Below are 24,155 nucleotides of genomic sequence, written 5' to 3' on the forward strand. Positions count from 1 at the left end.
AGCAGACATCAGCCGAGCTGAAACCACTGGCGCTTTCCGGGGGCGGCAATTCTAACGAAAAAACCCGCGACGGGCGCGGGTTTTCGGACAGTGCGGAACCTTACTTGAGGTTCTTCAGGTCACGCTGGGACAGCTGGGCAGCGGAAGTGCCCGGATACTGGGCCACGACCTGCTGCAGGATGCCGCGGGCCTTGTCGGTATTGCCCAGGCGGCGCTCGACGTCGGCGAGCTTGTACAGTGAGTCCGGCACCTTGGCGCTGCTCGGGTAGGCCTGGCTGACACGGGCGAAGGCCTGGCCGGCGCCCTGCAGATCACCCTTGGCGAGGTTCACTTCACCCAGCCAGTACTGCGCGTTGCCAGCGTACTGGCTGCTCGGGTACTTGCGCAGGAAGGCGCCGAAGGCCTGGCTGGCCTTGTCAAAGTCCTTGGCCTTGATCAGGTCGAAGGCGGCGTCGTAGTAGAGCTTCTCTTTTGCCGGGTCACCCGGCTCGCTGCTGGCGGCGGACTGCTGTTGCTGGGCGGCGGCTACGCCAGCCCCGGCGGCAGCGCCGGCACTGACGCCGGCAGCGGGGGAATTGGATTGAACTGCAGCACCGGCCGCTCCCGCACCTGCACCGCTGGAAAGGCGGCTGTCGATGTCCTGGAAGCGCTCCTGGTTTTCCTGCTTCATCTGCTGGATCTGGTTCTGCTGCTCTTCGAGCATGCCGCGCAGACGGGACATCTCGTCCTGCATCTGCTGCAGCTGCATGAACAGCTGAGCCTGACCGGAGACGGGAGTAGTCATCCCGCCTCCGGCGTAGGCGCCATCAGCGCCTGCGGTGCCATAACCCGAGGGAGGCTGGTTGGCATAGCCACCATTGCCGTCCTGTACCGGAACCGCGGCTGCCGCCATGAGCGGCAGTCCGCATGCGATCAAGGTCAGAAAACGCAGGCGCATCGGCATGTCTTACTTCTTCAGCTCAACGCGACGGTTCTGGGCCCAGGACTGCTCGTCGTGGCCAGTGGCAACCGGACGCTCCTTGCCGTAGGAAACCAGTTCCAGCTGAGCCGGGGAAACGCCCTGCAGTACCAGGTAGCGCTGAACGGCCTTGGCACGACGCTCGCCCAGAGCCATGTTGTACTCGCGGGTGCCGCGCTCGTCAGTGTGACCTTCCAGGACTACGCGCTGGCCGGAACCTTTCAGGTCCTTGGCGTGTACGTCCAGGGCACGCATGGCTTCCGGCTTCAGGTCGGAGCTGTCGTACTCGAAGTAGAAGGTGGTGATAGCGCGCAGGGCCGCTTCGTCGCTCAGGGAGCCGTCAACGGCACCGCTGTTCGCGCCGTAGCCAGCGTTCGGATCAACGCCGCCATTGGCGCCTTCACCAGTAGCATCGCCTTTCTTGGACGAGCAGCCTACGGCTACGGCCATGGCGAGGGCGATAACGGCAAATTTGCCGAATTTCAGCATTTCCATCATGTAACTCCTAATGAACCCCAGTGTATAAGTTTGAAACAGTTGGCAACCGTCAGTTCAGGTAAGGGGACCAGGAAGGCTCGCGCACGTCGCCTTGAGCGGTGGGTAGCGGTAACCGAACACGTCCGTTGATGCTCACGAGCATCAACACGCCCCGGTCCTGCTGGCGGGTGGCGTATATTAGCATCGTGCCATTTGGCGCAACAGTGGGCGAGTCATCCAGGTTGGTATTGGAAAGTACCCGGAGATTACCGCGCTGAAGGTCCTGAGCAGCGATCTGGAAGTTGGTGAAACCGTCCTGGCGGTGAACCATGACCAGGGTCTTCTCGTCCGCCGAGAGTTTCGGATTGGCGTTGTAGTTGCCGATGAAGGTCACGCGGTCGGTAGCGCCCGAGTTCACGTTCATCTTGTAGATTTGCGGTTTGCCGCCACGGTCCGAGGTGAAGTACAGGGTCGAGCCATCCGCGCCCCAGAAGGGTTCGGTGTCGATCGCCGAGTTGTTGGTCAGGCGACGCAGCTGGCGGCTGCCCAGATCCATCACGTAGATTTCCGGGTTGCCGTCGCGCGACAGCACGAAGGCCAGGCGGTTGCCGTCCGGCGAGAAGGCCGGGGCGCCGTTGAGGCCTTCGAAGTTGGAAATCTGCTCGCGGCGACCCGTGTCGACGTATTGCATGAAGATGCGCGGACGCTTCTGCTCGAAGGACACATAGGCAATACGACGGCCATCGGGCGAGAAGCGCGGCGAGAGGATCGGCTCGCGCGATTGCAGCAGGGTCACCGGGCGCGCGCCGTCATAGTCGGAGCGCTGCAGGGTATAGCGGGTGTTGTCCACCGAGAAGCGCTCAGCAGTCACATAGAGCAGCTTGGTGGAGAACGCCCCCTTGATACCGGTGAGCTTCTCGAACGACTGGTCGGCAATGTAGTGCGACATGTCGCGCAACTGGTCGGTGGTGCCGCCCACGCTGCCGGTCAGGACCTGCTCCTGGGTCGCCACGTTGAGCAGGGCGTACTGGATCTGCAGGCGGCCACCGCTGGGTACGATGCTGCCGACCAGCACGTACTGCGCGCCGAGGGCCTGCCAATCGCGGTAGATCACTTCGCTGGCCTGGGCCGGCTGGCTGATCATGTTCTGGCGCGGGATCGGCTCGAAGTAACCGGAGTTGCGCAGGTCGTTGCCGATGATGTTCGACATGTCTTCGGGCAGGACGTTGCCGCCCTGCCAGCCGAACGGAACCACGGCAATCGGAACGGCCGAATCACGACCGCTGGAGATCACCAGCGGGTCGGCGGCCTGCGCAGCGCCGGCTACCAGCGCCAGGGCAAAAAGCGCAAAGCGAATCAGGGTACTCACAGATCTAAATCCTCCGGTTTGAAGACCATTCGGCGCTGACGATACAGGCTATCGAAAGTGGCGCGATCCAGTTTTTGCAGTTCGGGAATACGGCCCACATTTCGGACCGCAGCCACCGCCGAATCATCGAACGGCTTGTCACCACTGGAGCGGGTCACGCTCACGTTGGTGATGGCGCCGCTCGGCAGCATCTGAATCAGCACTTCTACGCTCATTCCGTTACGAGCTGAAGGAGGACGGCTCCACTGCTGGCTCACCAGGCTGACGATCAGGTCGTCGAAATTGCCCGCCACCTCGTTACCTTGCTCGTCGGCCAGGGCCTGTTGCCGTTGCGTGTCATCCGACAGCAGTTCGGCCAGCGCCTGAGCCTTTTTGTCTTCGGTTGCCTTTCGGGCTGCGGCGGCGGCCGCAGCGGCAGCCTTCTTCTTCGCAGCCTCGACCGCTGCAGCCTTCTTCTTGGCTTCATCTGCGGCGGCTTTCTTCTTCGCGTCTTCGGCGGCCTTCTTCTTGGCCTCCTCGGCGGCTTTCTTCTTCGCCTCTTCAGCGGCCTCTTTCTTGGCCTCTTCCTCGGCTTTCTTCTTGGCGATGTCCGCCTGCTGTTTCTGCTCGGCAGCCTTGGCCTCGGCCGCTTTCTTGGCGGCTGCAGCAGCATCGGCCGCCTTCTTGGCATCGTCGGCCTTCTTGGCTTCCGCTGCTTTCTCGGCGGCATCAGCAGCCTTTTGAGCCGCGTCGGCCTTCTTTTGTTCCTCGGCTTTCGCAGCAGCCAGTGCCTGCTGCTCAGCCTTCTTCTGCTCGAGCTGCTCCTGCTCGTACTGCTTGGCCGAAGTCTTCTTCGACTCGCCGGCTATCTTCTGGTTGGTCTGCTGGGTCGCCTGGCTCTTGGATTTGAGCTGGTACAGGGTGGCCTGGACGATCGGCCGCGACGGCGGCAGTTCAGGCGTGCTGGCCCAGCTGACGAACAGCATGGCGAAGATCAGGACATGCAGGGCCACGGCCAGGACCGTGGGCCAGAAGTAGCCTTCCGATTGAGAGCGCTCGAGCTGGTGCATCAACTACCTGGTGCCTCGGTAATCAGACCGACGTTGCCGACCCCGGCTTTCTGCAGACCGCCCATGACGGCCATGACCGAGCCATAGTCGACTGCCTTGTCCCCACGGACGAAGACCTGCACTTTCTTACCCTGGCGACTGTTCTCGGCCATGATGCCGGAGGCAGCGTTGACCAGCTGATCGAGGTCCACGGCAGTCTGGCTGGCCTTGCCCTGGTCCGGGTCCACTTCGGAGCCCATGTTCCAGTAGTAGGTCTTGTCGGCCTTGATGGAGATGGTGAGCACGCGGGAATCGTTATCCTGCGGCAGCGCTTCGCTGGAAACCTTGGGCAGGTCGACCTTGACCCCCTGGTTGAGCATGGGCGCGGTCACCATGAAAATGACCAGCAGTACCAACATCACGTCGATGTACGGCACCACGTTCATTTCCGCGACCGGCTTGCGCTTGTGACGAACTCTTGCCATGACGGCTTACCTCTTGGTCGTCTTCAATCGTCGCTGGTATGCACTTTGCGGTGCAGGATCGCCTGGAACTCATCGGCGAAGGTGTAGTAGCGGCCGATGAGCATTTCCGAGCGAGCGGAGAAGCGGTTGTAGGCAATGACCGCGGGAATCGCCGCGAACAGGCCGATGGCGGTGGCGATCAGCGCCTCGGCGATACCCGGCGCCACGGTGGCGAGGGTGGCCTGCTGCACCGTGGCCAGGCCGCGGAAGGAGTTCATGATGCCCCACACGGTGCCGAACAGACCGATGTACGGGCTGGTGGAACCGACGGTAGCGAGGAACGGCAGGCTGGTTTCCAGCTTCTCTTCCTCACGGGAAATGGCGACGCGCATGGCGCGGGAAACGCCTTCCATCACCGCATCCGGGTCAACGCCGGCCTGCTGGCGCAGACGGGAAAATTCCTTGAAGCCGGCACGGAAGATCTGCTCGACCCCCGAGTCCGGATCGGGGTTGCTGCCCGCCTGGCGATAGAGCTTGGACAGGTCGATGCCCGACCAGAAGCGCTCCTCGAAGGTTTCCAGGGCCTTCTTCGCCGAGCGCATCATGTTGCTGCGCTGGAAAATCATGATCCAGGAAGTGACCGATGCGGCCACCAGGGTCAGCATCACCAGCTGTACCACGACGCTGGCGTTACTGATCAAGCTCCACATGGAAGTATGGTCGACGACGTTCGGTTCCACGTTAATCTCCTGCTGAAAGGGTGTCCGGACTGCCGGCAAATGCCGCACGCAACACATCTGGGATAGCGCGGGGCTTCAGGTTGTCCGCCCGCACGCACGCCACCAGGAATCGCCCCTCGCAGAGCAAGGTCGAATCCGACGCCCGTCGAACCTGTTGACGAAACTTCAGGCTCGCACGGTTCAACTCCTCCACCTCGGCGCTGACGAGCAGCTCGTCATCCAGGCGGGCCGGCGCGTAATAGCGCGCCTCGGCCGAATGAACGACGAAAAGCAGGTTCTCCCCCGCCAGCTGCGACTGGGCGAAGCCCAGATCACGCAGCCGCTCGGTACGAGCCCGCTCCATGAACTTGAGGTAGTTGACGTAGTAGACGATGCCGCCGGCATCGGTGTCCTCGTAATAGACCCGATACCGCTGCTGGAACGGCTGACCCCCGTGTTGCGCGCGCATACTCTAGAACCAAGTAGAGACTTTGCCAATCGGCAATCGTCTACGAATGCAATTAATTACCATCTTCAGGGGCGAACAGATCCGGCGTCGCCCCCTCCCCCATCCGCTTCGGCACATTCAGGCCGAAATGCAGGTACGCATGCCGGGTCACGACGCGGCCGCGCGGTGTGCGCATGATATAGCCTTGCTGGATCAGATAGGGCTCCAGCACGTCTTCAATCGTATGTCTTTCTTCGCTGATGGCCGCCGCCAGGTTGTCGACACCCACCGGGCCGCCGTCGAACTTGTCGATCATGGTCAACAGCAGCCGGCGATCCTGGTGATCGAAGCCTCGCTCGTCCACGTCCAGCAGGTTCAGCGCCTTGTCGGCGATGTCGCGGCTGATATGCCCGGTGCCGCGCACCTCGGCGAAATCCCGTACCCGCCGCAGCAGGCGGTTGGCGATCCGTGGCGTGCCCCGTGCGCGCCGCGCGATCTCGAAAGCACCCGCCGGCTCGATCTCCAGACCCAGGATGCCCGCCGAACGGGCGACGATGCTGGACAGGTCGTCCACACCGTAGAACTCCAGACGCTGGACAATACCGAAACGGTCACGCAGCGGGTTGGTCAGCATGCCGGCGCGGGTCGTCGCGCCGACCAGGGTGAAGGGTGGCAGGTCGAGCTTGATGGAGCGCGCGGCCGGGCCCTCGCCGATCATGATGTCCAGCTGGAAGTCTTCCATGGCCGGATACAGCACTTCTTCGACGATGGGCGACAGACGATGGATCTCGTCCACGAACAGCACATCGTTGGGCTCGAGGTTGGTCAGGATCGCCGCCAGGTCGCCAGGGCGTTCCAGCACCGGACCGGAGGTACTCTTGATCGAAACCCCCATCTCCTGGGCGATGATGTTCGCCAGGGTGGTCTTGCCCAGGCCGGGCGGGCCGAAGATCAGCGTGTGGTCCAGCGCCTCCTGACGCCCGCGGGCCGCCTGGATGAACAGTTCCATCTGCTCACGCACCACCGGCTGGCCGACGTAGTCCGCCAGCTTGAGCGGGCGGATGGCGCGGTCGAACTGCTCTTCGCGGTCACGACTGGTGGCGGAGGAAATCAGGCGATCGGCTTCGATCATCAGTGTCTACCTAGACCATGCCCTTGAGGGAACGGCGGATGAGTTCTTCGCTGGACAAGCCTTCCTCCTGCACGGCGGCCACGGCGCGGCTCGCCTCCTGCGGTTTGAAGCCCAGCGCAATCAGCGCGCTGACCGCATCGGACTCGGCGCTTGAGACTGCGGCGACCAGCCTGGGTTCCACCACCAGGGGGGCGATGGAAGGAATATTCTCCCACGCCTTGAAGCGATCCTTCAGCTCCACCAAGAGGCGTTCGGCAGTCTTCTTGCCAACGCCGGGAATCTTCACCAGGGTGGAAGTATCCTGCGCCTGCACGCAACGCACCAGCTCATCGACTTCCAGGCCCGACATCAGCGCCAGCGCCAGCTTCGGCCCCACGCCATTGAGGCGGATCAGCTCGCGGAACAGCTCGCGCTCGCGCTTCTCGGCAAAGCCGTAGAGCAGGTGGGCATCCTCGCGCACCACCAGGTGGGTGTGCAGAGTCACCGGCTCGCCCAGGCTCGGCAGGCGGTACAGGGTGGTCATCGGTACTTCGAGCTCATAGCCCACGCCATTCACGTCGACTATCAGGTGCGGCGGCTGTTTTTCCGCCAGGGTGCCACGCAGGCGTCCAATCACGGGTGTTTGTCCTTGCTCAATGTTTTTCCGGATATCACAGGCGCAGGCGACCGCCACGACGGCGGGCGCCCACCAGGCCGTGCGGTACCAGGCTCTGCCGGGTGTGCGCGTGGCACAGGGCGATGGCCAGGGCGTCGGATGCATCGATCTGCGGCTTCTGCACCAGCTTGAGCAGGTGCATCACCATCATCTGCACCTGCTGCTTGTCCGCGCCACCAGTGCCGGCAATGGCCTGCTTGACCTGGCTGGCGGTGTACTCGGCGATCTGCAGCCCCTCTTCCGCCGCCGCCACGATGGCCGCGCCGCGCGCCTGCCCCAGCTTCAACGCGGAGTCGGCATTGCGCGCCATGAACACCTGCTCGATGCCCATCATGGTCGGCTTGTACGTCTGGATGACCTCGCGCACGCCACGGAAAACGATCTGCAGGCGCTCGAACAGCTCGCCGTTGCCGGTGCGGATGCAGCCCGAGGCCACGTATTCGCAGCCGCGACCGGTATCGCGCACCACGCCGAAGCCGGTAATCCGTGAGCCTGGGTCGATACCGAGAATCAGGGTCATGTCCGTCCGATCAAACCTTGTCCGTAACGTGCACTGCAAAACAAAAACCGGAAGCGGGAGGCGCCGCTGACGACCACTCCCGCTTCCGGCTTCAGACCAACGCCGGTGATGGGATCAGCCCAGCTGGGCCATTACCTCGTCCGGGATATCCGCATTGGAGTAGACGTTCTGCACGTCGTCCAGGTCTTCGAGCATGTCGATCAGCTTGAGAACCTTCTGCGCGGTATCCAGGTCCAGGGTCGCGGTGGTCGACGGAATCATGGTGATCTCAGCGTCCTCGCCCTTGAAACCGGCCTCGGTCAGCGCTTCGTTGACCGAGATGAAGTCGGCGAAGGTGGTGAACACGTCGATGGAACCATCGTCGTTGACCACCACGTCGTCGGCGCCGGCTTCCAGCGCAGCATCCATCAGCGCTTCTTCGTTCACGCCCGGCGCATAGCTGATCTGGCCCTTGCGCTCGAACATGTAGGCCACCGAACCATCGGTACCCAGGTTGCCGCCGCACTTGCTGAAAGCATGGCGCACTTCCGCCGCGGTGCGGTTGCGGTTGTCGGTCATCGCCTCGACGATGATCGCCACGCCGCTGGGCGCGTAACCTTCGTAGGTCAGCTCGGCCATGTTGTCGGCTTCGCTGGAACCCACACCGCGCTGGATGGCGCGGTCGATGGTGTCGCGGGTCATGTTGGCGGTCAGCGCCTTGTCCACCGCCAGGCGCAGACGCGGGTTGTCCGCCGGGACCCCGCCGCCCTGCTTGGCAGCGACGGTCAGCTCACGAATGAGCTTGGTGAATATCTTGCCCTTCTTGGCGTCCTGACGTTCCTTGCGGTGCTTGATGTTGGCCCATTTGGAATGACCAGCCATAACTCACTCCGTATCGCTTGTTTGCTTCGCAGGCGGCATCCGAAGTGCGGGCACCACCTGCTATTCGAATCGTCTTACTCGGCGGCCTTCTGCTGCTCGCGCAGGCGGATGTTCAGCTCACGCAGAGCCTTGGCATCCACGGTGCCCGGAGCCTGGGTCATGACGTCGCCGGCGCTCTGGGTTTTCGGGAAGGCGATGACCTCGCGGATCGACGCCGCACCAGTCATCAGCATCACCAGACGGTCCAGGCCGAAGGCCAGGCCACCGTGCGGCGGCGCGCCGTACTTCAGGGCGTCCAGCAGGAAGCCGAACTTCTCTTCCTGCTCCGCATCGTCGATGCCCAGCACGCGGAACACCGCCTGCTGCATGGCCTTGTCGTGGATACGGATGGAACCGCCGCCCAGCTCGGTGCCGTTGAGCACCATGTCGTAGGCACGGGACAGCTTGCCGGCCGGGTTGGCCTCCAGCTCTTCCGGGGTGCACTTGGGCGCGGTGAACGGGTGGTGCAGCGAAGTCAGGCTGCCGTCGTCGTTCTCTTCGAACATCGGGAAGTCCACGACCCACATCGGCGCCCACTCCTTGGTGAGCAGTTTGAGGTCATGGCCGACCTTGATGCGCAGCGCGCCCAGGGCGTCGCAGACGATCTTGGCCTTGTCGGCGCCGAAGAACACGATGTCGCCATCGACCGCACCGACGCGATCGAGGATCACGTTCAGGTTGGCTTCCGGGATGAACTTGACGATCGGCGACTGCAGGCCTTCCACGCCCTTGGCGCGCTCGTTGACCTTGATATAGGCCAGGCCCTTGGCACCGTAGATGCCGACGAACTTGGTGTAATCGTCGATCTGGCTACGCGGCATGGCGGCAGCGCCCGGAACACGCAGGGCGGCAACGCGGCCCTTCGGATCATTGGCCGGGCCGGAGAAGACCTTGAATTCCACTTCTTTCAGCTGATCGGCAACATCGACCAGCTCCAGCGGGATACGCAGGTCCGGCTTGTCCGAACCGTAGCGGCGCATGGCTTCTTCGAAGGGCATGTGCGGGAATTCGTCGAACTCGACGTTCAGCACTTCCTTGAACAGCTGGCGCACCATCTTCTCGGTGATCTCGATGATGTCGCTTTCTTCGAGGAAGCTGGTCTCGATGTCGATCTGGGTGAATTCCGGCTGGCGGTCGGCACGCAGGTCTTCGTCGCGGAAGCACTTGGCGATCTGGTAGTAACGGTCGAAGCCGGCCACCATCAGCAGCTGCTTGAACAGCTGGGGCGACTGCGGCAGGGCGAAGAAGTGGCCCGGGTAGGTACGGCTCGGCACCAGGTAGTCACGCGCGCCTTCCGGAGTCGGGCGACCGAGGATCGGGGTTTCCACGTCGAGGAAACCGTTCTCGTCCAGGTAGCGGCGGATGCTGCTGGTGATGCGCGCGCGCAGCTTCAGCTTGGCGGCCATTTCCGGGCGGCGCAGGTCGATGAAGCGGTAGCGCAGGCGGGTTTCTTCGCCCACGTCGGAGTACTCGTCCAGCGGGAACGGCGGGGTTTCCGCCTGGTTCAGCACTTCCAGCTCATGGCCCAGCACTTCGATGGCGCCCGAAGCCATGTTCGAGTTACGCGCACCCTCGGGGCGCAGACGCACCTTGCCGGTGATCTTCACCACGTACTCGCTGCGCACGCGGTCGGCCTTGGCGAAGGTCTCGACGCGATCCGGGTCGAACACCACCTGAGCCAGACCTTCACGATCACGCACGTCGAGGAAGATCACCCCGCCGTGGTCGCGGCGACGGTGTACCCAACCGCAAAGAGTGACTACCTGGCCGTCCAGGCTCTCGTTCAACTGGCCGCAATAGTGGCTGCGCATCATGGTGTGTTTCGCTTCTCGAAAGTCTTGAATTCTAGGGAACCGCTCATTCGCTGGCGGAGCAGGCGCCGGCACCGCAACCGGTGGCCGGACAGGCCGCTGGGGCATCGCCGGAGGCCAGGTTCTTCTTTGCTCCGGTCTTGAAGTCGGTCTCGTACCAACCGCTGCCGCCCAGGCGGAAGCCCGGAGCCGACAACATCTTCTTCAATTCGGGAGCCTTGCAGGCCGGACAATCGACCAACGGCGCATCGCTGATCTTCTGCAGCGATTCCAGCTGATGCGCGCAGGACTGGCACTGGTACTCGTAAATCGGCATGGAACACCTTGGCTGTGTAACGCCACGGGTCCGCGTCCCGCGGCAAAGAGGCCGATTATAGCCTGAAAAATCCGCAGGTTGCAGCCGGGCTCCGGTGGTGGAAAAGCCAGCCGGGCGCACACCTTTTAATAGAAAACCTCAATCGATTGCCTTGATATAGACCAAGAGCTTCGCACCTGCCCCGGTGATAGCCTCGAATCCAACGCTTTGAATCACCCGTGCCACGATGAGGAGATCGCCATGGACATCGATATCGGAATCGCCAAACAGGATCGCGCCGCCATCGCCGACGGCCTGTCCCGCCTGCTGGCCGACACCTACACGCTGTACCTGAAGACCCACAACTTCCACTGGAACGTCACCGGGCCGATGTTCAACACCCTGCACCTGATGTTCGAGGGGCAGTACAACGAGCTGGCGCTGGCCGTGGACAGCATCGCCGAACGCATCCGCGCCCTCGGCTTCCCGGCGCCCGGCACCTACGCCGCCTACGCCCGCCTGTCCTCGATCAAGGAAGAAGAAGGCGTACCGGACGCCCAGGAAATGATCCGCCTGCTGGTGCAGGGCCAGGAAGCCGTGGTGCGCACCGCCCGCAGCATCTTCCCGCTGGCCGACAAGGTGGCGGATGAGCCCACAGCCGACCTGCTGACCCAGCGCATGCAGGTCCACGAAAAGACCGCCTGGATGCTGCGCAGCCTGCTCGCCGAATAACCCCTTCCCTTTATAAGCAGCCGGCCAGAAAGCCGGCTGCCTCCCCCTACGAATGGCCTAAACGGTTGATTTGAGAAGGCAACTGGTTTGCGGTTAAATACCTGCCGTGCGTTTCTCGCATAGGCCGCCCGGCACGCTTTCATTTTTCCTTTCTGGCGTCGCACCCGGGGCTGGCTGCTTCTTTATCTCGTTACCCGCTCAAGGTGAATCCGTAGCCATGTTGAAGATCGTCCATCTCGTGACGGGCGTCGCCGCACTCTTGCTGTCCTTGATCCCGAGTCTGCGTAGTGATGCCCTGCCGTACCTGCAACAGAGCGATGCCATCTACCTGGCCCTGCTCGGTCTGACCAGCCTCCTGCTCGCCCCGAGCAGCCAACTGAAACACCCCTCCGCCCTGCAAAGCCTCGCCACCGCCCTGGTCGTGCTGGCCGTGGTCCTGCAGATCCTGATCCTGCTCGCCCCGCTGCCCTTCATCGGCGACCAGCCGGCCATCGTGCTGCCGCTGCTGAGCCTGGCCGGCTCCGTCGTCTTGCAATGGATCGCCAGCCTCAACAAACCGAGCGCCAGCGCCGCCATCGAAACCTTCGCCGGCGTCGACCGCGAAACCGGCACCGTGAAGTGGTTCAACACCTCCAAGGGCTTCGGCTTCATCTCCCGCGACTCAGGCGAAGACATCTTCGTCCACTTCCGCGCCATCCGCGGCGAAGGCCACCGCATCCTGATCGAAGGGCAGCGGGTGGAGTTCTCCGTCGTCCAGCGTGACAAGGGGTTGCAGGCTGAGGATGTGATTGCTGCGCTGCCTAATCGGCGCTGAGCGTTACGTCCATGAAAAAGCCCGCCGATTGGCGGGCTTTTTATTGCGGCCTCTATGAAAAGGAGGCTGATTTATTTTACGCGCTCTAATCCTGACTCCGCGCCCTGACTTAGAGTAGAAAAATAAATCCGTTCCCTTTTCGTCTTATTGACAAAACTATTCAGAGAATAGATATTTCTCTCGAACCTGCCTCATGCAGTCAATCACATTATCCAACCGTTCCCCTTTAAGACCAATCGCTGTCAAATCGTCGGCGCAGCATTTATCATACGCTCTAGCCAAAACCTCCAGCATGTCTTCTGCATATGGACTTTCTCTAGAAAGCTCCAACCCATAGCGCATTCCCTCCTTAAATATTGCCGTCTGCAATACCGCAAAAAAACCTACATCATCAGTCGTGCAAAGAGAACCCGCTTCATCTTGGACGTATGCAAAGGCTTGCTCTGGCCGAAGACCAATCTGAGATATCGCCTTTTCATATAGTCGAGAAACTACTGAGCATACCTCCTCCACGGTCAAGTCGAATGACATCTTCATTTCTCCATGGTAAAGATATTTAGTTGAATATTAGGATATCTCTCGCGAAATTGACTCACAATATCACTACAGCTTGGGCAGACCATTTTTTCTGAAATCAAATTTATGCGACCTGATGCCTGCGAATCCGGCCCTAGACGCTGAGCTACAGTTTCCAGAATCTTAAACTCTGTATCGGACGAAAAGGGGACAGATTTATTTTACCTACTCTAATTTAGATGGTCTCCCTTGACCACGCCGCTCGATCCGGACGCCGGAAATTCTCTCAACCTCATCAACAAAGCGAGAATTACCAGTCAACTGGCCCCTCTGCAGCGCATCGCGGATGAGTTGATTTTCTTCATCACTACCAAGCTGACCAAGAAAAGCACGATAGCGGTCATGGCGCTCATCTTCAGACTCGGCAAGCACTTCATAGCATGGATCGCTATCGATCCACATGCAGGAGTCCCCAACGTGCTGGGTATAGCTGGACCATGGATATTCAGCAGCGCGCCGAACCAACTTGGCGCGCACAGGGTTCAGTTCTATATAGCGACTGCATGCCAACAAATACGCGTCCGACTGGACCAGGCTGGACTTGAAGCGACTTTCCCATAACGTTCCACTACGGTGCTCTAAGCGATTTCGGTAACGCGTCATCCGTGCTGAGAGCGTTTTCATCAACTGACTCAAACCGGTAGCTGACTCATCCGGAGCAAGAAGCAGATGCACATGGTTGGTCATCAGACAGTAGGCATAAACCTTAACGCCAAACGCATCCTTCAACTCACGTAGGTCAGCGAGATAGCGCTCGTAGTCCTCGCTCTCAACGAACACCACCTGTCGGTTATGGCCCCGTTGAACGACATGGTGTGGGTAGTTAGGTAATATGACACGACCAACCCTAGGCATCGCTCTCTCCATGCATATTTGGTTTTGGAGAAAGGCTGCCACCTCTAAAGATACCTAGTCACCTTCACATCAGCCGAGATTAGAGTAGGAAAAATAAATCTGTCCCCTTTTTTCCTTGAGTGCGGGCTACCCTTTCAAAATAACGTTCCAAAACTCAGAATCGCCCCAAACGTACGCGCAACGGGATCTCCCGAATACTTAGCGTTAAGTCCAATCAGATCGGAAACAGTATCAGAAAAGGGAACCAGGAAAAGGGGAAAGGTTTATTTTCGACACTCTAATCCTGACTCCGCGCCCAACTTTAGAGTAGAAAAATAAATCTGTCCCCTTTCAGCCTTTTTTATTATGACGCGCCATCCATAAGAGCATTGAAAGACTCTCTATCTCTATGCCCAGCAAACTTAGCCGAACTCATATAATAATAAGCCATCAATCTGACGCTATCAGGGTATCTATCCTTCAGCTCCTTCAGCGCTCTATAAAGCGCTCTTGCACTTAACCGAAAAACAAAAAAATCTATCGTAAAATATTTAATAGCATTACTTTTGCCATCGCTTATTAAATGTGAGACCAGAGTTAATTGTTGTTCTACAGGCAATTTAATCCTAGAGGCTACCGACGCAGCCAAGCGAACATTCGAGACCCCCAGCTTTTTTATAATCGTTAACTTCTCCTCCCCAGACAAAAGCCTGGTTAACTGGCAAAGCTTATTTTCTTCTCCCGAAGACCTATGAACTATCAACCTGTCAACAAGGTTGCCAACCTCTTCAAAATCCGCGTCTTTACTCATAGAAAAAGGGGACAGATTTATTTTCCGCACTCTAACTCTGACTCCGCGCCCAGCTTTAGAGTAGAAAAATAAATCCGCCCCTTTTCCGTCTGTTTTAGAGTAGAAAAATAATTCCGCCCCTTTTCTGTCATTCTGCTCTGTCGCTCTAATTACTCAAAGTCCATCAATCTACGATAGCGCTCGAAAATTTCAACACAAATAGCATCTCCATCCACCAGCCCCTCGTAAAATCCAGAATACATGGACCATTCCTCGAATACTAGCATTGTGTTCATAGTCCCTTTATTACTACCAGGAAAGTAAGAAAGGCGCCAGCATGCAGAGAGACGATTATCAATTACCGCAAATAGTTCAATTGGATAAGGCTTTGGGTACTCATCATAATCCTCAGGACAAATATAAACCCAAGGACAGCCGTCCCAAAACGCAACACCATAAACCACATACTCTTCGCCGACAATTAGATCCAGTTCGCTGTCAGAAAGATATATATACCGACCTATACGTTCGCGAGAATCCGCATCTGGCACATTCTTAATATTATTTATTCGACACTGGAGTTTCATATTTATCTCCTGACGGCACCGAAGGATCACTTCCCCATGGACGGACATTTTCAAAGCTAGGACAAAAAGGACAAAAAAGAGACAAAAAAGGGGACAGATTTATTTTCCGTTCTCTAATCCTGACTCCGCGCCCAGTTTTAGAGTAGAAAAATAAATCTGTCCCCTTTTCGCTCGAAAAAGCCTCAAGTGCGCTCTCTTTTGATAAACCTTCAGACTTTAAACATTTCAGCACATCTAAAAATTCAACCTTGTCCTCCACGGGCATGAACTCCGGAAGAGCTTGATAGTAACTAGAAGATTTCATCCCTCAAAAATCCACAGGGATATGTGTAAAATTGGATGGTTTTCTATACAGAACCCCATCTCTGGCCCAACAACTTATTTCCTTCAACCGTCGTAGCCCCTTTTACAACTTAGAGCCCCAAGCCCTCGCGCTCCATAACCGCTCTCAACTCCATCGTTATCCTCAACGCCTCCTCTATAGGGCCCCCTGTCCTTAACAAATACTCTTTCCGGCCAATTAGAGCAAAAGACTCCCGAAGACATGAAAGAACAAGCTCTAGCTCCCGTGAGTTCAAGATAAGCATAAAATCTTCACCAGAACCTTTTTGCAAATCCATAAATACCTCAATATGGAACAGTTTGAGCAGGAAGAGTGGAAGTATACTCTTTCCAGTTTTTCAAAAAAGGGGACAGATTTATTTTCCGTACTCTAATCCTGACTCCGCGCCTAGTTTTAGAGTAGAAAAATAAATCTGTCCCCTTTTCGCTCAATCTGTCCCCTTTTTTGTCATAAAGTAAAAAACGGTAGGCATCCTGCAAACCGCTAACGCTGGAATCTCTGTATGTCCTTTTCCAATCCTTCCTTGAAGGCCACCGCTTCCGGACACTCCTGCGTCTCAGCCTTTTGTATATGACTCCGAGCTTCATCGACCCGCTTAAAGGTTGGAATAGCCAGGATCGCCAACAATAGATTCGCCTCTCCCTGGAACTCGGTGTAACTGGTCATCCGGGATGGCCGAATGGGGATCTGTGAGCCAGGAATCGACACCAACTCAGGAGGCGGGACACACATACCCATGAACAACGGCAAGGGATACCACTTCTGATTGGTATCCTCCACTTCGGCCATCCTTGCAAGTCGCAACAGCATTCTGCGGTGCTCGCGATCCCCGAAGTCCTGCCTTCTGAACCCGTCATCACACTTGTAAATCTGAACGACTGCTGCTGCCAAAAGCCCGCCTTCCGCAGCCTTATCAATCAACTGGCAGTATTCTTGCCGTAGCTTCGGGTTACCAATGGCCTGCTTATCCACCAACTGGGCCAGGTAGAACCGTGCGACCGGATGGCCCGACTTAGCGGCATTAGCAAGCGAACTCTGCATCTCACGCCCAGCCTTGACGGCAGCGGTTTTAAACTCTGCAGTGTCTTCTGGGCTTTGCCCGTCGACCTGTTCACTCAAAAGCTGTTGCAGCCTCTGCCTAGCCTGCAAAGCGTTATCCAACTCCTTTTCACCCGGCGCGCCATCTGCCAAAGCAAGTCCCGACAGCAGGAATAGGGGCAGTAGAATTATTTTCAAATTCATAAATGGCGTCACCTGCAGCAGAAGGGAGATAGAGAGGAAAAATTGGACAGATTTATTTTCTTCACTCTAATCCTGACCCGCTAGATCGATTTAGAGTAGAAAAATAAATCTACCCCCTTTTCGCTTTTCTTTACTTCTTCATCTAGTTATATTTTCTATACTTCCTGAACTACCAAAGCACAAAAACCCAGAATCAGGATCATCAAACTCCCCCAAAACCTTCAGTGCAAGCCCCCCCGAGAGCGAAACATACTCAATATATGTCAAATCATCCTGTATGACACCGGACCATCCAATACGCAAAGCGCAATCCACATCAAAATCATCAGGCACAGCCAAAATATATGAGCAACGCTCCTCCAGAACCAATTTAACAACATCAGATAAAGATATCTTAGAAAATCGAGCGGCACAGAAAAACTTAATCTCCCCATTTTTACAAACAAGAAACTCCCGATCAAGATCATTACCCTTTATCTCAAAACCTCTAAACTTTAATGCCCCCCACAACCCTCTATATCTGGCGATCCTGGTATCTTCCTGCCATGAGGAGTTAGTGACAAACAACCAAAATTTGTAGGCCGGGTATTTCTTCTTGATCAGATCAAACAAAAAATCCAACACAACAACTAATGACCCCTCACGCACACCTTCACGCAAGAAGTTCGCTACGCCAAGTTTCTCTTTAGGACTTTCGGGGCGCCCAATTTTTACAATTTCATTATCAGAAAACATATCTGAACAACTTTTAACAAAAATATCAGTAGTCATAATGATTACCGGCCTCATCGTTAAAATGACGCCCTCTATTTTGCGGATCCCCAGCGCCAAAATCGTGACCACCAGCATCATCACGAATTCTCACTATTTTCGTTCCACCACCCGGAGTAGAAACTTTCGAAAAAGGGGACAGATTTATTTTCCGCACTCTAATCCTGACTCCGCGCCCAGCTTTAGAGTAGAAAAATAAATCTGTCCCCTTTTCGCTTTTCGCTTTTCGCTTTTAAAAGAGCCACCGCACAACTAAAATGAGAACCACACCTGCAAAAACAACACCACAACCCTTCTAGTCTAGGCATAATTGGTGATCAATTTCTCTATATAATCAACTCTAAGCACGCCCTCAATCGCCCGAGCAACCAACAGATCTCTCGAAACAAAATCATCTTCCATTAATCCAATATCACTCAACGCACAATCATTAAAAACCACCAGCACCCCATTCTCCTCCAACACCTCCTCATAGATAGCCCAAGCCTCATTATCTGGGAATACTATCACTCTCCCACACCCACCATGCAGAACCAATCTATCATGGCTGTCGGACAGTTCACTCCAAATGCCACCCAGTTGATTTCTAGAGAAATTATTTTTCGCCACCACCTCATGACCATCATCAGCCACGACTATAAAAAGCACGTTTAAACAAGCTCCAGGCTCGGCCCTGCTTAAAACCTCTGATAGGAACTTGTAATTTTGGACAGTCGATCTTTCGGTAAAATACGATCTAGCGCATACTTTATGGAAAACGTACTCGGGGAAAGCTTTTTCAAAATCTATTAAATCAGATAATATTTTATTCATCATCCGCACCCATACCTTACAGACACCCAGTCATGGCAGCTCAAAGTGAATCTTTAAAACAACATCCTCCCTAGCAACTCCATTTATCTTTAGCTCAGCAGTTGGCAATCCCGTACTTTTAGAGTTCGAAGAAAAAGGGGACAAGAAAAAGGGGACAGATTTATTTTCGACACTCTAATCCTGACTCCGCGTCCAGCTTTAGAGTAGAAAAATAAATCTGTCCCCTTTTCAGCCCCTTTTCAGCCAAGGATGTGTGCCGCAGAGAAAACCACCTGTCCACGAAACAGGTAATTTCGCCTGGACGCTTATCGGGAAACGCAGGAAATCATAGGAGTGACACTCAGAAATTCAGTCGAAAATCCGACAAGCGGGAGGTAGTGGTAGGCGTTTTTGATGCCTAACCCACGAAAATCCTCCCGCCAATAGCCGGGGAAAATGGTTTGGACGCATGGACAGGACATCGACCTTTTGTTCATTTCAACCCCTTATATCTATCAGGAAGAAAGTCTTTCTGCCTCATGCCCTTTATTAATTCTAAAATATCATCCCTATACCACGACAATTCTTCGAGGCTTGAACATTCTGTTTGACTCGAAACCACCTTGTCACTGGCACAATTCAGCAAATAATTTAAACAGTCTAAATACAGCACTAACTCTCCTTCCGACAGCTGAACACTAAAGAGAGTGACTGAGTCACTTACATCTTCACCTAATAACTCCATATATCACCACCTTATATACCCAGAAAACCTATCTTTAAACTCATTAATCTGCTCTGAAGTTGGAATATTCCATCGCCCCTCAGAAATTCTTCTATTTGTATTTTGGCTCGGATTTTTAAATGATGTGACTATTTCTCCATCAGGTTCCAAGACATGCACTCGACCATTAGAACCCTTGACAACCCACCTGCCGTCATCTTGTACAAGCAAATCCGACGGACGAGAGTTATTCAAGTCTTGCAAAGTCGATCCGACTGGTCGCCCTTCCGCACCTCTTAACTTTGCGTGGTCCCCTCTAGTAATTTCACTATACATATTCCCCGGCGCCGGCAACTCACTCGCCGGGAACCCAGTATTCCCACTCTCCACCTGCGGAATCTGATCCCCCCCGGTGTGCGTGGGCAACTCCACCCTCCCACCAGCCCCAAAGCCACTGCTCCCAGGCGCCCAAGGAGTCGTATCAACGACAGGTGTGGTCAGTGGAGAGCTATCCGGCTGGAAGATCGGGCTTACATACAAGCCTGGGTAGAGGGTGAGGATAATCCGCTTCGCCAGGAATAGCGTCGCCGCATCAGTGGTGCCAGATGTCCAGCTTGGGAGCTGCGTGGTTGGATCGATACCGTCCCCGTCGGTTGAACCCAAGTTTGGCCGGCTCTGGTTGGCACCGCTCGCAATCAAGACCTCTGCAACCGCAGCGAACAGGCCGCTGACACCGCCCTTCGCTGTTAGGTTTTGCTGAGTACCGTTGCCATTCTGCTGCCCCAGCAGTACGAGAATATCCGCAGCGGCCGATGGGTTGATTTGCGCAAGATTGGCCAAGGCATCGGCAAGTACTTTTCCATTTGCCGTATCGCTTTCGCCCCTCGTAACATTTCGCAGCAGCTCCCGCGAAGCCTCAGCACGCTCCGTAGGCGTACCCGAGGCAAACTTGTCGATCAACTCGGCTTGGCGAACACCCTCCTTGAATCCTGTCGTCAACGTCTCGATTGGCTCCAGCACTTGCTTGACCTGCTCTGCAATGTGCTCCGGAGTGTTCTCAACGCTCTCCTTCCAGGCAGTGACGGTGCCTACCGGATCAGCCACCGCCTCCAGCGACGACTTGCTGGCATAGATGTCCGTCCGCTCCTCGTGGTCCTTGGTGACCTCATAGGCCTTATCCACATCGCGGTTCAGCCCCGATGTAGAGTCGGTGCCACTCTGCGCATCGCCGCGTACGGTGATATCGCCCTCGCCCACAGTGGCACGGACAATCTGTTGGCGGTCTTTCTCGTAGTCGTAGCCGCTGATGCTCCAGCCGGATTCGCCGGGCTTGCCCTTGCCCACCTGCGTCTTGTCTTGTAGCGCGAGTTCCTTGCCACCGGAGGCCTTGGTGCTGCCGCCGACGTTGACGTAGTAACTGTGCTCCTTGTCCTTGCCGGCGATGTCGCTGTAGCCGAGGGTTTCGGTGTCGAGCTTGAGGTTGCCGCGATCGGAGGCGATCAGCGCGCCGTCGAGCTGGGTGTGTTTCTCGGTGCGGATGTCCACTTTGTCGGCAGCAGTAATGCTGGTCTGCCGCTCGACCCAGTTGGTGCTGCCGGTAGTCTTGCCAACACCCACCGAGCCGCTGACGCCCGCGCCGGGGCCAATGGTGGCGGTGACGCTGAGGTCGAACTGCCGGCCACTGGCGCTGCCGGTATCGGGTACAGAGGCGACGGTGAGGTCACGCCCTACCCGACCGATCGACGAAAAAGGGGACAGATTTATTTTCGACACTCTAATCCTGACTCCGCGTCCAGCTTTAGAGTAGAAAAATAAATCTGTCCCCTTTTCGCCCTCCTTTTCGCCCTCTCGCCATTCACCTCGGCTTCTTCGAGCCAGACGATGTCGTGGGTCAGGGCCGCGACCTGTTCGGCGGAGAGACCGACGCCGACGGAGAGCTGCAGGCTGTCCTTGTAGGCGATGGCGTTGTCCATCAGGTAGCGGAACAGGGCTTCGTCGCTGGCCATGCCGTCGATGAAGCGCTGGCCGGTGCGGGCGGCCACGGCCTGCTGGATCAGGCGCTGTTCGTAGAGGCCGTCGCCGAGTTGTCTCCAGGACGGGACTTCGCTATATTCGAATTCTTAAAGAACCGGGTACTTGCGAATTAGAGTAGAAAAATAAACCTACCCCCTTTTCGTGTTACTTTCGCCTACTTTAATCGACCATATTTCTAACAAAGGACAAACCCTCCCGATTTCGAACAACATAAACGCTTTCATACTGAAACGACAAGACAAAATAGTATCTAGTCGTCCAATACAGCTCCCGAAGAAATATCTTTATATCATTCCAACTATCCTCCATATTAGATACTCTACAATTAAACGCCCCTCTCAGTCCAACTCTCCAATTTAGATTAGCCCCCTCCGCGACAACCCCCTCAGGACAACTCAATCGTCGAATTGAAAAATTACAGCCTGAATTCTTGAATGTAAAATCTAATTTAACAGCATCTACATCATATCTCTCACCGATAGAGGTAAGGGCTTCGGCTATTTCATCTAGCGTTGCTCCACTCTCAATCTCAAGCGACATCGTTATGCTCATCGTCCAACCTCAATAACTTTAAACTCACCATCTTCAAAAACAAAAAAGGGGACAGATTTATTTTCCGTACTCCAAACCTAACTCCGCGCCTAGTTTTAGAGTGGAAAAATAAATCTGTCCCCTTTTCACCCTCTTGGCTCGGGAGCAAGACTGCCACTCATGCCTGGATGAAGTAACCTTCACGTTGGCTTAGATTAGAGTAGGAAAAATAAATCTGTCCCCTTTTCGCCGTCCCCCAATTTCCCGCCTTATCGGTAAAAACTTTCATTACGGATGTAGGCACACCACCATCTTTTAACGTAGTAGTACCAATCACCCTCCGCACATCGACGGTACTTACAAACCCAAAGGGCCGGAGATGGTGCCAGTAAAATATCTAGTTTCTACGTCTATGGCTGGCTCTAATCCACCATAGAGTTCCGACGCATAAAATCTTTTCAATAAGTCATTACAATAAATTCTCATCAACGACATCACGCAACCAATATCGAACAGCGGGTTGTCGTCGAAGGAAAACTCAACATCCACACCCTCACGATACTTGACAACCCTCAACAAGACAAATGGCAAACATATATTTGGCGAAGCACTGAATTCATGAAGGCGACCGGTCAGACATATTTCTCGCCCACTAGAAACAATTGCTTCAATAAGCCCCTGGTTAAGATTTTCAAAACTTACTGCACCGATATATTCCGAAAGAGCCAGGTCAGAAAGTAACTTGGAGCTTCCCTCTATCGCGCGCAACAGCTCAAACAGGTCGCCCGACGCAACCTGCTGGAGTACGACCTCATAAGAGTTAGCCATATTTAATCAATAAAACCCTTGAAAGTTCCATCCATGTTAAGCCGAACACCTCGACCATCAGGCAACCGCTTCTCCATAAAGATAAGCCCTTTATCTGTTACGGGCTTAAACTCTCCTGGGGCTCGCGTAATTTCACGCAAATGTTTCATTGCCTGATCGTTCCATGTGCTCATTGCACCTGTTGTTTTACCCCAGATTTCCGGATGCCTACCAGCATGTTTAGAAAGTGCGTGACCGACAACAGTACTACCCATGTAAGGAGCCTGCGCCGTTTCAAGTACAGTCTTAATTTCACCAAAAGATGCAGTCCCTTTTGAGACAATTAAATCAATCTTGAATAATCAGGGCTGACTTTACTCATACACTTTTGCAGCAGAGAGTATTTTTGCGAAAGTTTTCCAGCTTGGAGAAAGCACTTCCACGTCCCCAGCGTTCCTAGAGTATGCGTCGATCACTCTAACCCAAGATTCCATGCCATCTAAAAATCTATCTAGGGTTTGGTTTTCCCAGTCATCCGGATTTTCTATTAGGTCATTCCGTAAAGCAGCCAGAAAATCCGCCAAATCTTCTTTACTTTCTACAGAGTCAATATCTCTACTTATAGTCACTGGCAAGAACCTCTAACACAAATAATTGTACCACCGTTTGGGGTAGTCATTTTCCAAGCTTCTTTGGCTACCTCGGCCTGAGTGGCGGGAACGATTTTCACTGGAACACCAGCCTGAGAAGCAGCCATCAGGCGACGATTGTCCAAGCTGTAAATTACACCGTCCTTTTCAAAAACACGAATTGGTGGCAAGTCATCGGGCAATATTTTTCCAGATTTCAACCCGTTAATTGTTGACTGGAGAGATTGTCCATCTTTAAAGGTATTCGACACACTATTCTGAGTGAACCTTATATCTGCCGGGTTTGCATAACCCGTAAGATTCTCCGGCAAACTGCTTGGCAACCGCTGTGTGGTTGCTTTTGGAACAACAGTAACGCCCGACGTGGATTTCGTTGTCCAGGCGTCCAAACCCAGGCGTGGCGCGGCTTCCCAGCGGGTTACCCCCAGATGATGCTCGGTCGCCGCATAAAATGGTCCCGACGCGACTTTCGGCGCGGCAAGCTGCACGCCCAGGACGAGCCAGGCCAGCAGCAAAACGCCCAGCCAGGTCAGCGGATTGTGTCGGTTCAGTGTGTTCATGACGCCGGAGTCTATCAGCGGCGCAGCGGTTGCCGAGACGGATTCTGTTCCCAATTGAGCCCCTGCCCGGCGCGGCGGCTTGCCGCTGTGTTGGGCTGGGGCCGACAAGCGCAGCGCGTCAGGCTCTAGTCTGCTTGGCGGCGAACGGGACGCTGGGATGCCTGCTGAGTGATTCAGGCGGTAAGCAACCTGCCTCAGCGGCGGCGCGAGCCCTCCGGCTAGTAGCGTGAGGCACGAGCGCCCTACCGGTGGGCGCGGCCGACGCCCCTGTAACACGTCAGATAAACAGGCACCTAATTGCACAGTATGAGGTGTTCAGCCTGAAAGCCGCGCGCCACAAGGCTTCCAAGAACAGCAATTTCGCCAAAAAAACCGTATGTAGAATGCATATCGCATGCATAACATACATATGTCAGCATGAAATGTAGGCTCAAACTCACCCGGCAAGCGCTGTGCCATTACTCGTCATGGCAGGGCTCTCTTCTATGTAGAACGCATGTATGTCATGTTGCCCTCATAACTACCTACATAGGTTCGCCATGAAGAGGGCGGTGACGGAGTGAAATGAAAATCCCCGGCAAGTGCCGGGGAT

The 24,155-nt window shown here is 55.6% G+C and carries 26 protein-coding genes and 1 pseudogene; 2 read left to right on the forward strand and 25 right to left on the reverse strand.

Going from position 1 to position 24,155, the window contains the following annotated elements:
- Positions 1-100: 100 nt before the first annotated feature.
- The 13 genes from ybgF to MJ122_RS03025 all read right to left on the reverse strand — a co-directional run bounded on the left by ybgF (position 101) and on the right by MJ122_RS03025 (position 10,797).
- Positions 101-943: a tol-pal system protein YbgF gene (gene ybgF, locus MJ122_RS02965; RefSeq protein WP_239742191.1), complete on the reverse strand. Its 843-nt coding sequence runs from the start codon at positions 941-943 to the stop codon at positions 101-103.
- 3 nt (positions 944-946) lie between these two features.
- Positions 947-1,453, reverse strand: coding sequence for a peptidoglycan-associated lipoprotein Pal (gene pal / locus MJ122_RS02970; protein WP_017522099.1), 507 nt, complete (start codon positions 1,451-1,453; stop codon positions 947-949).
- 52 nt (positions 1,454-1,505) lie between these two features.
- The gene (gene tolB, locus MJ122_RS02975; RefSeq protein ID WP_088416498.1) at positions 1,506-2,804 is read right to left on the reverse strand and encodes a Tol-Pal system beta propeller repeat protein TolB; all 1,299 of its coding nucleotides are present in this window, start codon (positions 2,802-2,804) and stop codon (positions 1,506-1,508) included.
- Positions 2,801-3,856, reverse strand: a complete 1,056-nt coding sequence (gene tolA, locus MJ122_RS02980) for a cell envelope integrity protein TolA (RefSeq protein WP_085988881.1) — start codon at positions 3,854-3,856, stop codon at positions 2,801-2,803. The genes tolB and tolA overlap by 4 nt, the downstream gene beginning before the upstream one ends.
- Positions 3,853-4,317 (reverse strand): protein TolR, encoded by a 465-nt coding sequence (tolR, locus tag MJ122_RS02985; protein ID WP_026079377.1) that lies wholly within the window; start codon positions 4,315-4,317, stop codon positions 3,853-3,855. The genes tolA and tolR overlap by 4 nt, the downstream gene beginning before the upstream one ends.
- A 23-nt stretch (positions 4,318-4,340) precedes the next feature.
- Complete coding sequence (gene tolQ / locus MJ122_RS02990) at positions 4,341-5,036, reverse strand: protein TolQ (RefSeq protein WP_017522103.1); 696 nt, start codon at positions 5,034-5,036, stop codon at positions 4,341-4,343.
- A 1-nt stretch (position 5,037) separates the two neighbouring features.
- Positions 5,038-5,484 carry a tol-pal system-associated acyl-CoA thioesterase gene (ybgC, locus tag MJ122_RS02995; protein ID WP_017522104.1) on the reverse strand — a complete coding sequence of 149 codons (447 nt, stop codon included), beginning with the start codon at positions 5,482-5,484 and terminating at the stop codon, positions 5,038-5,040.
- Positions 5,485-5,536: 52 nt separating this feature from the next.
- Positions 5,537-6,595: a Holliday junction branch migration DNA helicase RuvB gene (gene ruvB, locus MJ122_RS03000; protein WP_239742194.1), complete on the reverse strand. Its 1,059-nt coding sequence runs from the start codon at positions 6,593-6,595 to the stop codon at positions 5,537-5,539.
- 10 nt (positions 6,596-6,605) lie between these two features.
- Entirely contained in the window at positions 6,606-7,211 is a 606-nt protein-coding gene (ruvA, locus tag MJ122_RS03005; RefSeq protein WP_017522106.1) for a Holliday junction branch migration protein RuvA, read from the reverse strand.
- 34 nt (positions 7,212-7,245) lie between these two features.
- A complete protein-coding gene (ruvC, locus tag MJ122_RS03010; protein ID WP_152221564.1) occupies positions 7,246-7,770 on the reverse strand; it encodes a crossover junction endodeoxyribonuclease RuvC in 525 nt (174 codons plus the stop codon).
- 114 nt (positions 7,771-7,884) lie between these two features.
- The gene (locus MJ122_RS03015; protein ID WP_088416496.1) at positions 7,885-8,631 is read right to left on the reverse strand and encodes a YebC/PmpR family DNA-binding transcriptional regulator; all 747 of its coding nucleotides are present in this window, start codon (positions 8,629-8,631) and stop codon (positions 7,885-7,887) included.
- Positions 8,632-8,705: 74 nt separating this feature from the next.
- On the reverse strand, positions 8,706-10,484 hold the full coding sequence (aspS, locus tag MJ122_RS03020; RefSeq protein ID WP_088416495.1) for an aspartate--tRNA ligase: 1,779 nt from the start codon (positions 10,482-10,484) through the stop codon (positions 8,706-8,708).
- A gap of 43 nt (positions 10,485-10,527) precedes the next feature.
- Positions 10,528-10,797 (reverse strand): FmdB family zinc ribbon protein, encoded by a 270-nt coding sequence (locus tag MJ122_RS03025; protein ID WP_017522110.1) that lies wholly within the window; start codon positions 10,795-10,797, stop codon positions 10,528-10,530.
- A gap of 240 nt (positions 10,798-11,037) precedes the next feature.
- On the opposite strand from MJ122_RS03025, the gene MJ122_RS03030 reads away from it, so the two are divergent.
- Both MJ122_RS03030 and MJ122_RS29995 read left to right on the forward strand, forming a co-directional pair.
- Positions 11,038-11,508: a Dps family protein gene (locus tag MJ122_RS03030; RefSeq protein WP_017522111.1), complete on the forward strand. Its 471-nt coding sequence runs from the start codon at positions 11,038-11,040 to the stop codon at positions 11,506-11,508.
- A 217-nt stretch (positions 11,509-11,725) separates the two neighbouring features.
- Entirely contained in the window at positions 11,726-12,322 is a 597-nt protein-coding gene (locus MJ122_RS29995; RefSeq protein ID WP_275590548.1) for a cold-shock protein, read from the forward strand.
- A 156-nt stretch (positions 12,323-12,478) separates the two neighbouring features.
- Here the strand turns inward: MJ122_RS29995 and MJ122_RS03040 are convergent, their stop codons facing one another.
- From MJ122_RS03040 to MJ122_RS03095, 12 genes and pseudogenes are all read right to left on the reverse strand, one after another.
- Positions 12,479-12,853, reverse strand: coding sequence for a hypothetical protein (locus MJ122_RS03040; protein WP_239742196.1), 375 nt, complete (start codon positions 12,851-12,853; stop codon positions 12,479-12,481).
- Positions 12,854-13,063: 210 nt separating this feature from the next.
- Positions 13,064-13,753 (reverse strand): transposase, encoded by a 690-nt coding sequence (locus MJ122_RS03045; protein ID WP_239742198.1) that lies wholly within the window; start codon positions 13,751-13,753, stop codon positions 13,064-13,066.
- Positions 13,754-14,692: 939 nt separating this feature from the next.
- Entirely contained in the window at positions 14,693-15,109 is a 417-nt protein-coding gene (locus MJ122_RS03050) for a hypothetical protein (RefSeq protein ID WP_239742200.1), read from the reverse strand.
- The gene (locus MJ122_RS03055) at positions 15,084-15,368 is read right to left on the reverse strand and encodes a hypothetical protein (protein ID WP_239742202.1); all 285 of its coding nucleotides are present in this window, start codon (positions 15,366-15,368) and stop codon (positions 15,084-15,086) included. Before MJ122_RS03055 ends, MJ122_RS03050 begins: the two co-directional genes overlap by 26 nt.
- 567 nt (positions 15,369-15,935) lie before the next feature.
- Positions 15,936-16,694: a hypothetical protein gene (locus tag MJ122_RS03060; RefSeq protein ID WP_239742203.1), complete on the reverse strand. Its 759-nt coding sequence runs from the start codon at positions 16,692-16,694 to the stop codon at positions 15,936-15,938.
- A gap of 138 nt (positions 16,695-16,832) precedes the next feature.
- The gene (locus MJ122_RS03065) at positions 16,833-17,546 is read right to left on the reverse strand and encodes a hypothetical protein (RefSeq protein ID WP_239742205.1); all 714 of its coding nucleotides are present in this window, start codon (positions 17,544-17,546) and stop codon (positions 16,833-16,835) included.
- A 219-nt stretch (positions 17,547-17,765) separates the two neighbouring features.
- Positions 17,766-18,281, reverse strand: coding sequence for a hypothetical protein (locus tag MJ122_RS03070; protein ID WP_239742207.1), 516 nt, complete (start codon positions 18,279-18,281; stop codon positions 17,766-17,768).
- A 724-nt stretch (positions 18,282-19,005) separates the two neighbouring features.
- A pseudogene (locus tag MJ122_RS03075) lies at positions 19,006-20,721 on the reverse strand (hypothetical protein); the annotation flags it as partial.
- A 20-nt stretch (positions 20,722-20,741) separates the two neighbouring features.
- Positions 20,742-21,023 carry a hypothetical protein gene (locus tag MJ122_RS03080; RefSeq protein ID WP_239742209.1) on the reverse strand — a complete coding sequence of 94 codons (282 nt, stop codon included), beginning with the start codon at positions 21,021-21,023 and terminating at the stop codon, positions 20,742-20,744.
- Between the two features lie 880 nt (positions 21,024-21,903).
- Complete coding sequence (locus tag MJ122_RS03085) at positions 21,904-22,374, reverse strand: hypothetical protein (protein ID WP_239742211.1); 471 nt, start codon at positions 22,372-22,374, stop codon at positions 21,904-21,906.
- Positions 22,375-22,376: 2 nt separating this feature from the next.
- Positions 22,377-22,628 carry a hypothetical protein gene (locus MJ122_RS03090; protein ID WP_239742213.1) on the reverse strand — a complete coding sequence of 84 codons (252 nt, stop codon included), beginning with the start codon at positions 22,626-22,628 and terminating at the stop codon, positions 22,377-22,379.
- Positions 22,629-22,978: 350 nt separating this feature from the next.
- The gene (locus MJ122_RS03095) at positions 22,979-23,563 is read right to left on the reverse strand and encodes a hypothetical protein (protein WP_239742215.1); all 585 of its coding nucleotides are present in this window, start codon (positions 23,561-23,563) and stop codon (positions 22,979-22,981) included.
- Positions 23,564-24,155 lie beyond the last annotated feature (592 nt).

The sequence above is a fragment of the Pseudomonas sp. DP-17 genome, assembly GCF_022380625.1.
Classification (GTDB): Bacteria; Pseudomonadota; Gammaproteobacteria; order Pseudomonadales; family Pseudomonadaceae; genus Pseudomonas; species Pseudomonas nitroreducens_A.

Excerpts from the sequence above, each read along its gene's own strand:
- ybgF (WP_239742191.1), bottom strand. The coding sequence starts at position 943 with ATGCCGATGCGCCTGCGTTTTCTGACCTTGATCGCATGCGGACTGCCG.
- pal (WP_017522099.1), bottom strand. The coding sequence starts at position 1,453 with ATGGAAATGCTGAAATTCGGCAAATTTGCCGTTATCGCCCTCGCCATG.
- tolR (WP_026079377.1), bottom strand. The coding sequence starts at position 4,317 with ATGGCAAGAGTTCGTCACAAGCGCAAGCCGGTCGCGGAAATGAACGTG.
- ybgC (WP_017522104.1), bottom strand. The coding sequence starts at position 5,484 with ATGCGCGCGCAACACGGGGGTCAGCCGTTCCAGCAGCGGTATCGGGTC.
- ruvB (WP_239742194.1), bottom strand. The coding sequence starts at position 6,595 with ATGATCGAAGCCGATCGCCTGATTTCCTCCGCCACCAGTCGTGACCGC.
- ruvC (WP_152221564.1), bottom strand. The coding sequence starts at position 7,770 with ATGACCCTGATTCTCGGTATCGACCCAGGCTCACGGATTACCGGCTTC.
- MJ122_RS03015 (WP_088416496.1), bottom strand. The coding sequence starts at position 8,631 with ATGGCTGGTCATTCCAAATGGGCCAACATCAAGCACCGCAAGGAACGT.
- aspS (WP_088416495.1), bottom strand. The coding sequence starts at position 10,484 with ATGATGCGCAGCCACTATTGCGGCCAGTTGAACGAGAGCCTGGACGGC.
- MJ122_RS03025 (WP_017522110.1), bottom strand. The coding sequence starts at position 10,797 with ATGCCGATTTACGAGTACCAGTGCCAGTCCTGCGCGCATCAGCTGGAA.
- MJ122_RS03030 (WP_017522111.1), top strand. The coding sequence starts at position 11,038 with ATGGACATCGATATCGGAATCGCCAAACAGGATCGCGCCGCCATCGCC.
- MJ122_RS29995 (WP_275590548.1), top strand. The coding sequence starts at position 11,726 with ATGTTGAAGATCGTCCATCTCGTGACGGGCGTCGCCGCACTCTTGCTG.
- MJ122_RS03040 (WP_239742196.1), bottom strand. The coding sequence starts at position 12,853 with ATGTCATTCGACTTGACCGTGGAGGAGGTATGCTCAGTAGTTTCTCGA.
- MJ122_RS03045 (WP_239742198.1), bottom strand. The coding sequence starts at position 13,753 with ATGCCTAGGGTTGGTCGTGTCATATTACCTAACTACCCACACCATGTC.
- MJ122_RS03050 (WP_239742200.1), bottom strand. The coding sequence starts at position 15,109 with ATGAAACTCCAGTGTCGAATAAATAATATTAAGAATGTGCCAGATGCG.
- MJ122_RS03060 (WP_239742203.1), bottom strand. The coding sequence starts at position 16,694 with ATGAATTTGAAAATAATTCTACTGCCCCTATTCCTGCTGTCGGGACTT.
- MJ122_RS03065 (WP_239742205.1), bottom strand. The coding sequence starts at position 17,546 with ATGATGCTGGTGGTCACGATTTTGGCGCTGGGGATCCGCAAAATAGAG.
- MJ122_RS03070 (WP_239742207.1), bottom strand. The coding sequence starts at position 18,281 with ATGATGAATAAAATATTATCTGATTTAATAGATTTTGAAAAAGCTTTC.
- MJ122_RS03085 (WP_239742211.1), bottom strand. The coding sequence starts at position 22,374 with ATGGCTAACTCTTATGAGGTCGTACTCCAGCAGGTTGCGTCGGGCGAC.
- MJ122_RS03090 (WP_239742213.1), bottom strand. The coding sequence starts at position 22,628 with ATGGGTAGTACTGTTGTCGGTCACGCACTTTCTAAACATGCTGGTAGG.
- MJ122_RS03095 (WP_239742215.1), bottom strand. The coding sequence starts at position 23,563 with ATGAACACACTGAACCGACACAATCCGCTGACCTGGCTGGGCGTTTTG.